13 protein-coding genes are annotated in these 13,439 nt (G+C 69.7%); 11 read left to right on the forward strand and 2 right to left on the reverse strand.

Annotated features, from left to right (window positions below; translation table 11 throughout):
• Positions 1–50 precede the first annotated feature (50 nt).
• From D7M15_RS18050 to D7M15_RS18075, 6 genes are all read left to right on the forward strand, one after another.
• Positions 51–581, forward strand: a complete 531-nt coding sequence (locus D7M15_RS18050) for a DUF1707 and DUF4190 domain-containing protein (RefSeq protein WP_121518460.1) — start codon at positions 51–53, stop codon at positions 579–581.
• A 463-nt stretch (positions 582–1,044) separates the two neighbouring features.
• A complete protein-coding gene (rpsL, locus tag D7M15_RS18055) occupies positions 1,045–1,416 on the forward strand; it encodes a 30S ribosomal protein S12 (RefSeq protein WP_003948652.1) in 372 nt (123 codons plus the stop codon).
• A 2-nt stretch (positions 1,417–1,418) separates the two neighbouring features.
• Positions 1,419–1,889 carry a 30S ribosomal protein S7 gene (rpsG, locus tag D7M15_RS18060; protein WP_121518461.1) on the forward strand — a complete coding sequence of 157 codons (471 nt, stop codon included), beginning with the start codon at positions 1,419–1,421 and terminating at the stop codon, positions 1,887–1,889.
• Positions 1,890–1,928: 39 nt separating this feature from the next.
• Positions 1,929–4,052, forward strand: coding sequence for an elongation factor G (gene fusA / locus D7M15_RS18065; RefSeq protein ID WP_121518462.1), 2,124 nt, complete (start codon positions 1,929–1,931; stop codon positions 4,050–4,052).
• Between the two features lie 220 nt (positions 4,053–4,272).
• Entirely contained in the window at positions 4,273–5,466 is a 1,194-nt protein-coding gene (gene tuf, locus D7M15_RS18070; protein WP_121518463.1) for an elongation factor Tu, read from the forward strand.
• A 147-nt stretch (positions 5,467–5,613) separates the two neighbouring features.
• The gene (locus tag D7M15_RS18075) at positions 5,614–6,846 is read left to right on the forward strand and encodes an alpha/beta fold hydrolase (RefSeq protein ID WP_121518464.1); all 1,233 of its coding nucleotides are present in this window, start codon (positions 5,614–5,616) and stop codon (positions 6,844–6,846) included.
• Between the two features lie 48 nt (positions 6,847–6,894).
• Here D7M15_RS18075 and D7M15_RS18080 read toward each other — a convergent pair whose 3' ends face one another.
• Positions 6,895–7,710: an alpha/beta hydrolase gene (locus D7M15_RS18080; RefSeq protein ID WP_121518465.1), complete on the reverse strand. Its 816-nt coding sequence runs from the start codon at positions 7,708–7,710 to the stop codon at positions 6,895–6,897.
• Positions 7,711–8,223: 513 nt separating this feature from the next.
• On the opposite strand from D7M15_RS18080, the gene D7M15_RS18085 reads away from it, so the two are divergent.
• The 3 genes from D7M15_RS18085 to D7M15_RS18095 all read left to right on the forward strand — a co-directional run bounded on the left by D7M15_RS18085 (position 8,224) and on the right by D7M15_RS18095 (position 11,413).
• Positions 8,224–9,747 (forward strand): hypothetical protein, encoded by a 1,524-nt coding sequence (locus D7M15_RS18085; protein WP_121518466.1) that lies wholly within the window; start codon positions 8,224–8,226, stop codon positions 9,745–9,747.
• Positions 9,748–9,761: 14 nt separating this feature from the next.
• Entirely contained in the window at positions 9,762–10,442 is a 681-nt protein-coding gene (locus D7M15_RS18090; protein ID WP_121518467.1) for an NUDIX hydrolase, read from the forward strand.
• 86 nt (positions 10,443–10,528) lie between these two features.
• The gene (locus D7M15_RS18095; RefSeq protein ID WP_121517663.1) at positions 10,529–11,413 is read left to right on the forward strand and encodes an IS982 family transposase; all 885 of its coding nucleotides are present in this window, start codon (positions 10,529–10,531) and stop codon (positions 11,411–11,413) included.
• A gap of 19 nt (positions 11,414–11,432) precedes the next feature.
• On the opposite strand, the gene D7M15_RS18100 is transcribed toward D7M15_RS18095, so the two are convergent.
• Positions 11,433–11,888, reverse strand: a complete 456-nt coding sequence (locus D7M15_RS18100; RefSeq protein ID WP_121518468.1) for an ATP-binding protein — start codon at positions 11,886–11,888, stop codon at positions 11,433–11,435.
• A gap of 185 nt (positions 11,889–12,073) precedes the next feature.
• On the opposite strand from D7M15_RS18100, the gene D7M15_RS18105 reads away from it, so the two are divergent.
• Both D7M15_RS18105 and D7M15_RS18110 read left to right on the forward strand, forming a co-directional pair.
• Complete coding sequence (locus tag D7M15_RS18105; protein ID WP_121520966.1) at positions 12,074–12,949, forward strand: helix-turn-helix transcriptional regulator; 876 nt, start codon at positions 12,074–12,076, stop codon at positions 12,947–12,949.
• The gene (locus tag D7M15_RS18110) at positions 12,946–13,152 is read left to right on the forward strand and encodes a DUF397 domain-containing protein (protein ID WP_121518469.1); all 207 of its coding nucleotides are present in this window, start codon (positions 12,946–12,948) and stop codon (positions 13,150–13,152) included. Before D7M15_RS18105 ends, D7M15_RS18110 begins: the two co-directional genes overlap by 4 nt.
• Positions 13,153–13,439: the final 287 nt, after the last annotated feature.

Genomic DNA, 13,439 nt, shown 5'->3' on the forward strand with positions numbered 1-13,439 from the left:
GGCCGCCCTTCGCGTGCCGTGGGTGCATCATGGGAGGCGGGGGTGGTGCCATGCTCGCCAGCAACTCGGACCGGGAGCGCGCGGTCGACGTCCTGCGGGCCGCTTTCGCGGAGGGGCGGCTGACCAAGGAGGAGTACGACGAGCGCGCGGGCCGTGCTGTCGCGGCGCGTTCCGTCGAGGAGCTCCAGCAGTTGACGTCGGACCTGCCGCACGGGCCGGGCGGCGCGACCCCCGGGCCGGGCGCGCACGGGCCGGGGGTGCAGGCGCCGGGCATGCACGGGCAGTTGGTGCCCGGTACGTTCCAGGGCGGTGGGTACGGGCCGCCGCTGTACCCGGGGCCGGTGTTCCCGCCCGTCGTCCCGCTGCGCCCGACCAACTCGGCCGCGGTGGGCGCCCTCGTCTGCGGTCTCGTCACCCCGCTCACCCTCGGCATCAGCGGCCTGCCCGCCGTCATCCTCGGGCACAAGGCGCGCAACGAGATCCGCCGTACGGGAGAGCGCGGGGACGCGTCGGCCGTGGCCGGGCTGGCGTTGGGGTGGCTGGCGCTCGGTATCCTGCTGCTGGTCCTCGTCGCGAGTTGACGCGGCGGCCGTCCGTACGGGCGCCGGCGCGGGCCGCCGTACGGACCGTCGCGCGCCGCTCCCCGCCGCGTACGCACGCCTGTTGACCGCGTACGCACGCCTGTTGACCGGGTGCGCCCGCCTCCGTACGGCCTGTGCGCCTGCTGGTCTTCCGCGCGGCGCGCTAGCACACTACGGTGGCCCCAGCGCCGTGTTGACTCCGGCGTGTCCTTCGCGTGGGCATTTGTTTTGACCGGAGCCGACGCTGTGGGTACGCTCTGACCTTGTGCCTGGGGTATCCCCTGTGCTCCCGCAGTGTGTCGACACTCGGGAAGCGGAGATGGCGGCACCGAAACCTGCATGCTTCCCGGAGGCTTTACGCGTCCGTACGGCACTTCGCAGTTTTCGACACACCCGACCTCGTGGGTCGGTGGCGTGGCCCAGGTTAGCTTTACCGAGACGGCACACAGAAACCGGAGAAACGGTGCCAACGATCCAGCAGCTGGTCCGGAAGGGCCGGCAGGACAAGGTCGAGAAGAACAAGACGCCCGCACTGGAGGGTTCCCCCCAGCGTCGTGGCGTCTGCACGCGTGTGTTCACGACCACCCCGAAGAAGCCGAACTCGGCCCTGCGTAAGGTCGCCCGTGTGCGCCTCACCAGCGGCATCGAGGTCACCGCTTACATTCCGGGTGAGGGTCACAACCTCCAGGAGCACTCGATCGTGCTCGTGCGTGGTGGCCGTGTGAAGGACCTGCCGGGTGTTCGTTACAAGATCATCCGCGGCTCCCTCGACACGCAGGGCGTCAAGAACCGCAAGCAGGCTCGCAGCCGCTACGGCGCCAAGAAGGAGAAGTAAAGATGCCTCGTAAGGGCCCTGCCCCGAAGCGCCCGGTCATCGTCGACCCGGTCTACAACTCTCCTCTGGTGACGTCCCTCATCAACAAGGTGCTGCTGAACGGCAAGCGCTCCACCGCCGAGCGCATCGTGTACGGCGCCATGGAGGGCCTGCGCGAGAAGACCGGCAACGACCCGGTCATCACGCTGAAGCGCGCGCTGGAGAACATCAAGCCGACCCTCGAGGTCAAGTCCCGCCGTGTCGGCGGTGCGACCTACCAGGTTCCGATCGAGGTCAAGCCCGGCCGCGCCTCCACCCTGGCGCTGCGCTGGCTCGTGGGTTACTCCCGCGCCCGCCGCGAGAAGACCATGACCGAACGCCTCATGAACGAGCTGCTGGACGCTTCGAACGGTCTCGGCGCCTCGGTCAAGAAGCGTGAGGACACCCACAAGATGGCCGAGTCCAACAAGGCCTTCGCGCACTACCGCTGGTAGTCGCAGACCCCATCGAGACCGAGAGAAGACTGAAGCCTTATGGCTACCACTTCACTTGACCTGGCCAAGGTCCGCAACATCGGGATCATGGCCCACATCGACGCGGGCAAGACGACGACCACCGAGCGGATCCTGTACTACACCGGTGTGAGCTACAAGATCGGTGAGGTCCACGACGGCGCTGCCACGATGGACTGGATGGAGCAGGAGCAGGAGCGCGGCATCACGATCACGTCTGCCGCGACGACCTGCCACTGGCCGCTCAACGACGTCGACCACACGATCAACATCATCGACACCCCGGGCCACGTCGACTTCACCGTCGAGGTGGAGCGTTCGCTGCGTGTCCTGGATGGTGCCGTGACCGTGTTCGACGGTGTGGCCGGTGTCGAGCCCCAGTCCGAGACCGTGTGGCGGCAGGCGGACCGTTACGGCGTGCCGCGTATCTGCTTCGTCAACAAGCTGGACCGTACGGGCGCCGAGTTCCACCGCTGCGTCGACATGATCGAGGACCGCCTCGGCGCGGTGCCGCTGGTCATGCAGCTGCCCATCGGCACCGAGATGGACTTCAAGGGCGTGGTCGACCTCGTCCGTATGAAGGCGCTCGTGTGGTCCGCCGAGGCCAAGCTGGGCGAGATGTACGACACCGTCGACATCCCGGACACCCACGTCGAGGCCGCCGAGGAGTGGCGCGGCAAGCTGCTCGAAGCCGTCGCGGAGAACGACGAGGAGATGATGGAGCTGTACCTCGAGGGCCAGGAGCCCACCGAGGAGCAGCTCATGGCGGGCATCCGCCGCATCACCCTCGCCTCCACGGGCGTCGAGGGCACCGTCACCGTCACCCCCGTCTTCTGCGGCACCGCGTTCAAGAACAAGGGCGTGCAGCCCCTGCTCGACGCGGTCGTTCGGTACCTGCCGTCGCCGCTGGACGTCGAGGCCGTCGAGGGCCAGTCCGTGAAGGACTCCGACGAGGTCATCCTCCGGAAGCCCTCCGAGGACGAGCCGCTGTCGGCCCTCGCGTTCAAGATCGCGAGCGACCCGCACCTCGGGAAGCTCACCTTCATCCGGGTCTACTCGGGCAAGCTGCTGACCGGCACCCAGGTGCTGAACTCGGTGAAGGGCAAGAAGGAGCGCATCGGCAAGATCTACCGCATGCACTCCAACAAGCGTGAGGAGATCGAGTCGGTGGGCGCCGGCGACATCGTCGCCGTCATGGGTCTCAAGCAGACCACCACCGGTGAGACGCTCTGCGACGCGACCCACCCGGTCATCCTCGAGTCCATGGAGTTCCCGGCCCCGGTGATCGAGGTCGCCATCGAGCCGAAGTCCAAGGGCGACCAGGAGAAGCTGGGCGTCGCCATCCAGCGGCTGGCCGAGGAGGACCCGTCCTTCCAGGTCAAGACCGACGAGGAGACCGGCCAGACCATCATCGCCGGTATGGGCGAGCTGCACCTGGACGTGTTCGTCGACCGGATGCGGCGTGAGTTCAAGGTCGAGGCGAACGTCGGTAAGCCGCAGGTGGCCTACCGCGAGACGCTGCGCAAGAAGGTCGAGAAGGTCGACTACACGCACAAGAAGCAGACTGGTGGTTCCGGCCAGTTCGCGAAGGTGCAGATCGAGGTCGAACCGCTCGAGGGCGACGGCTACGAGTTCGTCAACAAGGTCACGGGTGGCCGCATCCCGCGGGAGTACATCCCGTCCGTGGACGCGGGCTGTCAGGACGCCATGGAGTTCGGCGTGCTGGCGGGCTACCCGCTCACCGGCGTACGGGTGACGCTGCTGGACGGCGCCTTCCACGACGTCGACTCGTCCGAGATGGCGTTCAAGATCGCCGGCTCGATGGCCTTCAAGGAGGCCGCACGGAGGGCCAGCCCGGCGCTCCTGGAGCCGATGATGGCCGTCGACGTCACCACGCCCGAGGACTACATGGGCGACGTCATCGGCGACATCAACTCCCGGCGTGGCCAGGTCCACGCCATGGAGGACCGGGGCAACGCCAAGCTCGTCAAGGGTCTGGTGCCGCTCTCGGAGATGTTCGGTTACGTCGGTGACCTGCGCAGCAAGACCTCCGGTCGCGCAAGCTACTCGATGCAGTTCGACTCCTACGCCGAGGTTCCCAAGAGCGTCGCCGAGGAGATCATCGCGAAGGCCAAGGGCGAGTAACGCCGGGTTCACCGGAGTCGCGCAACCCTTAGGCTTGAGCAAGGCATTCGGGGCATCCCGGTACAGAGCGCCCAGCGTTCCGTACCGGTGCCCTGGCCGCCGCCCCCATAAGACGAAACGGTCAAGAAAGTCCCCTCGGGGTCCTGGCCGGTTCTACGACCACCTGAACACCCCCGCAGTCAGCGGCGGGCGTACAGCACCAGTCCACAGGAGGACCCCAGTGGCGAAGGCGAAGTTCGAGCGGACTAAGCCGCACGTCAACATCGGCACCATCGGTCACATCGACCACGGTAAGACGACTCTTACCGCGGCGATCACCAAGGTGCTGCACGACGCGTACCCCGACCTGAACGAGGCCTCGGCCTTCGAGAACATCGACAAGGCGCCCGAAGAGCGTCAGCGCGGTATCACCATCTCCATCGCGCACGTCGAGTACCAGACGGAGCAGCGTCACTACGCCCACGTCGACTGCCCGGGTCACGCGGACTACATCAAGAACATGATCACCGGTGCCGCGCAGATGGACGGCGCCATCCTCGTGGTCGCCGCCACCGACGGCCCGATGCCGCAGACCAAGGAGCACGTGCTCCTGGCCCGCCAGGTCGGCGTCCCGTACATCGTCGTCGCGCTGAACAAGGCCGACATGGTGGACGACGAGGAGATCATGGAGCTCGTCGAGCTCGAGGTCCGTGAGCTGCTCTCGGAGTACGAGTTCCCGGGCGACGACGTCCCCGTCGTGCAGGTCTCCGCGCTCAAGGCGCTGGAGGGCGACAAGGAGTGGGGCGAGTCCATCGTCAAGCTCATGGCCGCCGTCGACGAGGCGATCCCGCAGCCCGAGCGTGACGTCGAGAAGCCGTTCCTCATGCCGATCGAGGACGTCTTCACGATCACCGGTCGCGGTACGGTCGTCACCGGCCGTATCGAGCGTGGTGTCCTGAAGGTCAACGAGACCGTGGACATCATCGGCATCAAGGAGACCAAGACCACCACCACGGTCACCGGTATCGAGATGTTCCGGAAGCTCCTCGACGAGGGCCAGGCCGGTGAGAACGTCGGCCTCCTGCTCCGCGGCATCAAGCGCGAGGACGTCGAGCGCGGCCAGGTCATCATCAAGCCGGGTTCGGTCACGCCGCACACGGAGTTCGAGGCGCAGGCGTACATCCTGTCGAAGGACGAGGGTGGCCGTCACACCCCCTTCTTCAACAACTACCGCCCGCAGTTCTACTTCCGCACCACCGACGTGACCGGCGTCGTGACCCTCCCCGAGGGCACCGAGATGGTCATGCCGGGCGACAACACCGAGATGAGCGTCTCGCTCATCCAGCCCGTCGCGATGGAAGAGGGCCTGAAGTTCGCCATCCGTGAGGGTGGCCGCACCGTGGGCGCCGGCCAGGTCACCAAGATCACCAAGTGATCGGCCGTCCCTAGGGACACCGCCGGGCGACCGGCACGAAGGGCCCGTACGACTCCGGTCGTGCGGGCCCTTCCGCGTGCCCGCGCCCCTCCCGTACGGCCCGATAACCGCGTGCCCGTCCACGCGCGTACGTGCCAGGATCGGCCCATGGCTGTCACCCACTCCGTACCCGGACTGACCCTGACCGAGCACGAGTTCCGGATTCCGCTGGACCACGCGGCGCCGGACGGCGAGCGGATCACCGTCTTCGCCCGCGAGATCGCCGAACCGGGCGGCCACGACCGCCCGTTCCTCGTCTACCTCCAGGGTGGGCCGGGGCAGGAGGCGCCCCGGCCGACGGCGTCCTCACCGTCCTGGCTGGGGCGGGCCCTGAGCGAGTACCGCGTGCTGATGCTCGACCAGCGCGGCACTGGCCGTTCCACGCCGGTCGGCACGCTGCCCGGGATGTCCGCCGCCGAACAGGCCGACTACCTGGCGCACTTCCGGGCCGACTCCATCGTCCGGGACGCCGAGTGGATCAGGGCCGAGCTGGGTGGCGCGAAGTGGAGCGTGCTCGGCCAGTCGTTCGGCGGCTTCTGCGCCCTGCACTACCTGAGCACGGCGCCCGAGGGGCTGCGTGAGGCGTTCCTCACCGGCGGCCTGCCCCCGGTCGACCGCCACCCGGACGAGGTCTACCGCGCCACGTACCGCACCCTGCTGGAGCGCAACCGCCGCTACCGCCTCCGCTACCCCGGCGACCTCGACCGGCTGCGTACGCTCCTCGCGCGGCTGGACGCCGAGGACGTACGGCTGCCGAACGGCGACCGGCTCACCCCGCGCCGCTTCCGGCAGCTGGGGCACATGCTCGGCATGAGCGACGGCGCGGAGCGGCTGCACGCCCTGCTCGAACGGGACCCGGACTCACCGGCGTTCCTGCACGACACGGCCGCGGCGGCGCCGTTCTCGGGGCGGAACCCGCTGTACGCGGTCATCCACGAGGCCAGCTACTCCGACGGCCACGTCACCGGCTGGTCGGCGGAACGCACCCTGCCGGAGGCGTACGCGGCGGACGGCGCGCTGCTCACGGGCGAGCACGTGTACCCGTGGATGTTCACGGAGTACGGCGAACTGGCGCCGCTCCGCGAGGCGGCCGAGCTGCTGGCCGCGCGGGAGTGGCCGCGGCTGTACGACGCGGACCGGCTGCGGGAGTGCGAGGTGCCGTGCGCGGCGGCGATCTACGGCGACGACGCCTACGTGGACCGCGACCTGTCCGAGGAGACCGCCCGGCTCATCCCGACGATGCGGCCGTGGCTGACGAACGAGTACGAGCACGACGGCCTGCGCGTGAACGGCGCGCACGTCCTGGACCGGCTGATCGCGCTGGCGCGCGGGAAGGCGTAGCGGGGCGGGGCGCGCTGGGACGTACGAGGGCGGGGCCGCGGCCGGTCGTCAGAAGGCGGGCGGCACGTGCTTCGCCACGTACGCGCGGATCTCCCGCGCCAGCGCCTCCGGCTGGTCGAGCGGCACGAGCGCGTAGCTGTCCGGGATCGGGCGGACCCGCGCGTTCGGCATGGCGGCGGCCAGCCGGTGCGCGTGCGCGACGGGGAAGACGCGGTTCGTGTCGGCCCAGGGGAGGAGCGTCGGCTGCTTGAAGTCGCGCAGCTCGCGCGCCGCCCGCCGGGTGTCCCCGCGCGACACCCCGCGCAGGAACTTCCCCAGGTCGCGCCGTACTTCGGGGTCCACGCGCGCGGGCCCCAGGAACGACTGCCACAGCCGCGCGTCGACCGGGTGCTTCACCAGCCAGCCGCAGGCGACGGGCAGATCGCGCACCAGCCGTAGCCGCAACGCCTGCACCATCAGCCACACGCCGCCCCGTACGCGCGCGGTGAGCTGCGCGTGTCGTACCGCCCATGGCAGGAAGTTGTCGTACGCGTCGCACGACGCGAGTACGAGGCCGAGCAGCAGCTCCGGCGACGTCGTGGCGACGAGTTGCGCGAACACCCCGCCGGTGTCGTTCCCGACGAGCACGCTCCCCTCGGGCGCCCGCTCGCGCAGCACCTCCGTCACGGCCGCGGCTATCCCGCCGGGCGTGAGGTCGGCGTCCGGCGGCGCGGGGACAGGGTGCGCGCCCAGCGGGAGTTCCAGCGTGACGCAGCGGTGCGTGTCGGCGAGCAGGGGTACGGTCGCGGACCACAGCTCCGCGTTGACGAGCAGCCCGTGCAGGAAGACGAGCGTCGGCCCGGCGCCGCGCTCGTAACAGGTCACGTCCCCGATGGAGGTGGGGACCGTACGGCGTGCGCCCAGCGGGCCCGCCGTACTCGTCCTCCCCGTCGCACCCGATCTCCCCGTCTCAGCTGTCCCACTCGTCCCGGTGTTCGGCTCCACGTCGGTCACGTCTGCGCACATCTCTCCACTGGGGGGCGGCGGTCGGCGGCGGGCGCCGGGCGCACGCGGGGTCTGTGCGGCGTACGCGCGACGGCAACCGCCCGCCAACATAGGGAGAAACACGGGCCGTCGCGACCGCCCCGGCGGAATTCTGGCGCGCCGACGCGGGAATTCGACCGAGATGCGCGGGAGTTGCCCGCGCGACGCGGCCGCACGAGGGCCCGGCGGTACGGGGGTCGTACGGGTCGGCCGTACGAGGAGGCGTCGTCGCCCGGCCACTGTCCGTGACCCGGGTCCGCGAGTAAAGTGCGGGCGGGCTCCAGGGGGGAGCCGGCGCTTTCGAGCGCGCCGGTGCGTCGTGCGTGACGCGAGCGGACGGAGCGACCGCGAGAGATGACCGACTTGGACGACGACCAGGACAGAGTGGCGAGAGTCCGTCCCGCGCAGCTCGCGCCCGGCGCGGTGATCGCCCAGTCGCTGGACAACCAGTGGGTCAGCGCGGAGCTGACCCGGCGCATGATCGCCCGGGGCCAGTCGCTGCGCGACGTGGCGGACCAGCGGGGCAAGGAGGTCAGAGCCGAGTACTTCCGCAGCCTCATCAACACCCGCCAGGTGGTGATGAACCGCGTCTTCTTCTACAACAACCCGGCCGTCGCCCGCGACCTGCTCGTCGACGGCCCGGCCCGCGACGCGCACCGGAGGCTGCTGGCCGACGGCGCCCTCGTGCCGTACCTCCTGGGGGAGCACGAGCCCACGGACCGGCCGGGCAGCGTGGACCTGGACGAGGACGCGTTCCGCGCCTGGCAGGACACCGTCGCCGGGATGGCCGCCACGGACCGGCTGACGTGCGTACGGCTCTCCTGGGACGACCGGGAGAACGTACGGGACACCAGGTCGGCGCTGTTCAACCCGTTCGCCGCGAGGGTGCAGGGCCTCACCGCGAAGGACATACCGCTGCTCGCCTCGCAGGTCGGGGTGGAGGAGGCGCGGGTGCCCGGTTTCGCCGAACGGATCGGCGAGATCGTGCAGTTCAGCAACGAGCAGAGCGTCCGCCACGGCTCCGTCACGCGGAACGTGCTGTACGAGCGGTTCGTCACGCGGCAGGGCTATCCGATCTCGGACGGCAGGTACGACTCCGGCAAGCCGTTCGCCGGTGAGGTCAAGCAGCTCATCGACCTGATCTACAACGTCAACCTCGCCGACGCCCTCGGCATGTATCCGCTCACCCCGCTGGGCAGCCTCCGGCGGGTCGCGCTCCAGGAATGGCGGGACGTGCGTACGGCGGCGCCCACCGACGCCGTACGGGACCCGGAGCAGCTGGTCCGCTTCCTCCAGCGCCAGGCGTTCTCCGCCGTCCAGGACCGGTTGACCCCCGCCGCCGTCGACTCGCTCGCCCTGGACGACATCCGGCGGCTCCGGGAGACCTCCGCGTGGGACGGCTACATGCGGGAGTTCGAGGCGCTGACCCGGGACCCGTCCGGTTTCGCGGACGGCATCGGCGGGATCTTCGACCGCTACGTCACCCTCAACGGTGAGATCCTCCGGCTCGCCTCCGAGCGGCGGGGCGTCCCGGCGTCCGTGTGGGACCCGGTGATCGAGGTCGTCGTGACGATCGGCGGCGCGGTGTTCACCGCCGTGTCCGGCAACGAGCTGTGGTCGGTCGTCGGCGCCCTGGGTGCCACGGCCAACGGGTCGTTCGGCGGGTCCGTGCAACTGGCGCTGCGGAACCGGCAGGCGGGGCGACGCGAGCAGAAGTTCGCCCGCGAACTGGCCCCCGTACGGCTGGACGGCGAACGTGAGTGGAACCAGTTCCTCGACCTGGTGCGTAGGCTGCCCGAATACCGGGAACGGCGCGGCGGGTTGGCGGCCACCAGCTCCGCGACCGTCCAGGAGATCGAGGAAATCCAGGAGTACTGAGCCGTGAGGCGCCCATGACCTCGTACGAAGCCCTCCGCCGTACCCGGCCCGAACTCTTCGCCAGCCCACCGGGCGGCTTCGAGATCCTGCTCGACCCCGCGGACGTCGAGGCGGCGCGGCGCGGTGTCGGCGGCCCCGACGGCGGGGCGGGGGAGCCCGTCGGGGTCGTGTACAGCGATCGGTTCATCACCGTCGTACGGGACGCGGTGCGTTTCCCCGACGGCCGACTGGGTCTGCACGTACGCATCCTGCCCACCTCCGGCACACCCGGCGTCGTCGTCCTCCCGCTGCTGGGCCCGGCGCCCGAACTGGTGCTGATCGAGCACTACCGGCACCCCACCCGCTCCTGGCACGTCGAGGCGCCGCGCGGCTTCGGCGAGCCGGACGCGGAGGCGACCGCCAGCGCCGTACGCGAGCTGGGGGAGGAACTGGGCACGGCCCCCGACGAACTCGTCCACCTGGGCGCCCTCCACCCCGACAGCGGGTTGCTGTCCAGCCGGGTCGAGCTGTACGCGGCCCGGATCCCGGCCATCGGCGACCTCGGCGCGGAGGAGGGCATCCGACGCACGAGGGTGGTGTCCGTGGCGGAGGCGGAGGACCTGATCCGCGAGGGGGAGCTGACCGACGGCTTCACGCTGGCCGTGTACACCCGCGCCCGGCTGGCGGGTCTGCTGGACGGACCTCACGCCGAGTAGCGCGGCAGGCCCGTTTCCCGCTAGATGAGTGAGTCCGATGTCCGTCCTGGTCGCGACCATGGCGAAGGGCGCCCGTTGGTCAGTGTGTGAAGACAAACCTGGACGCCCTTCTGGCGGCACTGTACGTGTTCATCGACGACCACGTGGCGCCTTGTCGCCGGATCGGGCGACCGCCGAAGCTGACGGACGCCGAACTGATGTGCCTGGCCGTGGCCCAGGTCCTCCTCGGGTTCCCCTCGACCCGGCACTGGATCCGCTTCGCCCACGCCCGCCTCGGCCACCTCTTCCGCTACCTGCCCCAACAGTCCGCCTACAACAAGCGCCTCAACGCCGCAGGTCCGCTCATCAGCCGCGTGATCGAGGCACTGGCCAGGCAGGTGCCGACCTGGAACGACGACCTGCGGCTGATCGACTCCACCCCGCTGCCCTGCGCGGCCTCCCGCGAGACCGTCAAACGCTCCGACCTGGCCGGGCACTGCGGCTACGGCTTCTGCCGCAGCCACTCCCGCTTCTTCTGGGGCTTCCGCCTCTACCTGGTCACCACCGCCGAGGGCATGCCTGTCACCTGGTGCCTGGCCAACCCGAAACTCGGCGAACGGGAGGTGATGACCGCGCTCCTGGAACGCGAACACCACCTCGTCCGCCAAGGGCAGGTGATCCTCGCGGACAAGGGCTTCGCGGGCAAGGAGTTCGAAGCGTTCGTCGCCGAGCGGCTCGGCGCACACCTGGTGCGGCCGGACCGCAAGGACGAACCGGTCCGGCACGGGAAGATCGCCCGGGTCCGCCAGTGGATCGAAGCCGTCATCGACACCCTCAAAGGCCAGCTCAGCCTCGAACAACACGGCGGCAGAACCCCGGCCGGAGTCTTCGCCCGCACCGGACAACGACTCCTCGCCCTCGCCGCCGGCATCTGGCACAACTGGACCACCGGCGCACCCATCAAACGATCACTGATCGCCTACGACCACTGAAGACATCGGACTCATTCATCTAGCCGGGAGGGGCCTGCGCGAGGTCCAGCTCCGCCCAGACGGTCTTTCCCGGCACCGGCTGCGCGACGGCTCCCCAGCGGTCGGCGAGCGCGTCGACCAGGAGCAGGCCGCGCCCGGACTCGTCGTCCACGCCGGGCGTACGCGGGCGGGTGTCCGGCAGGCACTCGGCGCGCGCGTCGCTCACCTCGATGCGGAGCGTCGCGCCGGGGGAGCCGCCCAGCAGCGCGAGCGTCAGGCGGAAGTCCCGGCCCGCCAGGCGGCCGTGGCGTACGGCGTTCGACGCCAGCTCCGCGACGACGTACGCCGCCGACTCGAACGCCACGTCCCAGCAGCGCAGTTGGTCCACCGCGAGCCGCCGGGCGCGGCGCGCGCCGTGCGGGCTGGAGGGCAGCAGCACGGCGTACCGGCGCTGCGGGGAAGCGGAGTTGTCGGTTCGGGTGAGGTGATCCGTCATGGGGCTCAGATTGGCCGGATCGCTACTAGGCTGACCAGTGATGACGCCCGTACGCACGGTGACTGTCAGGGGCGTGTCCGTACGTGTCCGGGCTGTACGCCGTGCCTGTCGCCCGCGTGCGAGGCGGGCAGGGCACGGCAGGTCGGGCTGGGGCGGGTCGGGACGTCGGAGGGAACACGGTGGGCGTGAACGCTGAGAGCGGCGGCAAGGACTACACGACGGACGGCGCGGACGCGCCCGGCTGGGACCTCGACCCGGGAGACGACTCGGGCGCGGTGATCGAGATGGTCGGCCGCCAGGTGAAGCTGTGGCGTACGGAAGCGGGCCTGAGCCAGGCCGAGTTCGGGACCCGCATCCGGTACAGCGAGAACCTCGTCTACAAGGTCGAGGCGGGCAAGCGCATCCCCCAACCGGACTTCCTGGACCGCGCGGACGAGGCACTGGGCGCGGGCGGCAAGCTCGCGGCGATGAAGAAGGACGTGGCGGAGGCCCGCTACCCGAAGAAGGTCCGCGACCTGGCCAAGCTGGAGGGCGAGGCGGTCGAACTGGGGGCGTACGGCAACCACAACATGCACGGGTTGTTGCAGACGGCTGAGTACACGCGGGCGTTGTTCGACATGCGTAGCCCGTCGTACAGCGAGGACGAGATCGAGGGACAGGTCGCCGCACGCATGGCGCGACAGGTGATCTTCGAACGACGGCCCGCGCCGCTGCTCACCTTCGTTCTGGAGGAGGTGACACTACGGCGGCCGATCGGGGGCAGACTGGTTCTGCGGCGGCAGCTCGAACACCTCCTGGAAGTCGCGCAGTTGCGTCACGTGTCCGTACAGGTCATGCCGACCGACCGGGAGGAGCACGCCGGCATGGGTGGCCAACTCCAACTGCTCAAGCTCCGGGACGGCGCGACGGTGGGGCACTGGGAGGCGCAGCTTTCGAGTCGGCTGGTGTCCGACCCCCGGGAGGTGCAGATCCTCGAAATGCGGTATGGCATGATCCGGGCGCAGGCACTCACTCCGCGTGAGTCGCTCGCCTTCATCGAGAAACTGCTGGGGGAGACATGACGCTCAGGACTTCGACCGGGAACGGCGCGGCGCTGGTGTGGGTCAAGAGCAGCTACAGCAGCAACGACGGCCCTGAGTGCGTCGAGGTCGCCGTGGCCCCCGGTGCCGTCCGCGTACGGGACTCGAAGGTGGCCGACGGTCCGCAGCTCGCCGTCCCGGCGTCCGCGTGGACGGATTTCGTGGTACGCGTCACACGTCCCTGACCTCGTAACTCCGCCCGTTCGTACGCCCGTCCACAGCTCCCGGGGCCCGATTGGCCTTGGGCAATCGGGCTATGGCACACTGAGCAGGTTGCTCGGTTGAGTGCCGATGCTGTGCGCCTCCCGCCGGGAGGACCGGAAGCGAGTCCCAAGGTATTCGTCGTCCCTCATCAGGGACGGAAGTACGGGAATCTTCCGGGAAGTGCAGGAGGGGCTTCAATCAGGCACCGGTGGGTTTCTTCCCCCGTCTCCTTCCTGAAGGAATCTCCCTCGGAGAAATCCGGGAAGGG

The organism is Streptomyces sp. Z26, assembly GCF_003665095.1.
In the GTDB taxonomy this organism is placed as follows: Bacteria; Actinomycetota; Actinomycetes; order Streptomycetales; family Streptomycetaceae; genus Streptomyces; species Streptomyces phytohabitans.

Excerpts from the sequence above, each read along its gene's own strand:
- D7M15_RS18100 (WP_121518468.1), bottom strand. The coding sequence starts at position 11,888 with ATGACGGATCACCTCACCCGAACCGACAACTCCGCTTCCCCGCAGCGC.
- D7M15_RS18110 (WP_121518469.1), top strand. The coding sequence starts at position 12,946 with ATGACGCTCAGGACTTCGACCGGGAACGGCGCGGCGCTGGTGTGGGTC.
- D7M15_RS18075 (WP_121518464.1), top strand. The coding sequence starts at position 5,614 with ATGGCTGTCACCCACTCCGTACCCGGACTGACCCTGACCGAGCACGAG.
- D7M15_RS18050 (WP_121518460.1), top strand. The coding sequence starts at position 51 with ATGCTCGCCAGCAACTCGGACCGGGAGCGCGCGGTCGACGTCCTGCGG.
- D7M15_RS18085 (WP_121518466.1), top strand. The coding sequence starts at position 8,224 with ATGACCGACTTGGACGACGACCAGGACAGAGTGGCGAGAGTCCGTCCC.
- rpsG (WP_121518461.1), top strand. The coding sequence starts at position 1,419 with ATGCCTCGTAAGGGCCCTGCCCCGAAGCGCCCGGTCATCGTCGACCCG.
- D7M15_RS18090 (WP_121518467.1), top strand. The coding sequence starts at position 9,762 with ATGACCTCGTACGAAGCCCTCCGCCGTACCCGGCCCGAACTCTTCGCC.
- fusA (WP_121518462.1), top strand. The coding sequence starts at position 1,929 with ATGGCTACCACTTCACTTGACCTGGCCAAGGTCCGCAACATCGGGATC.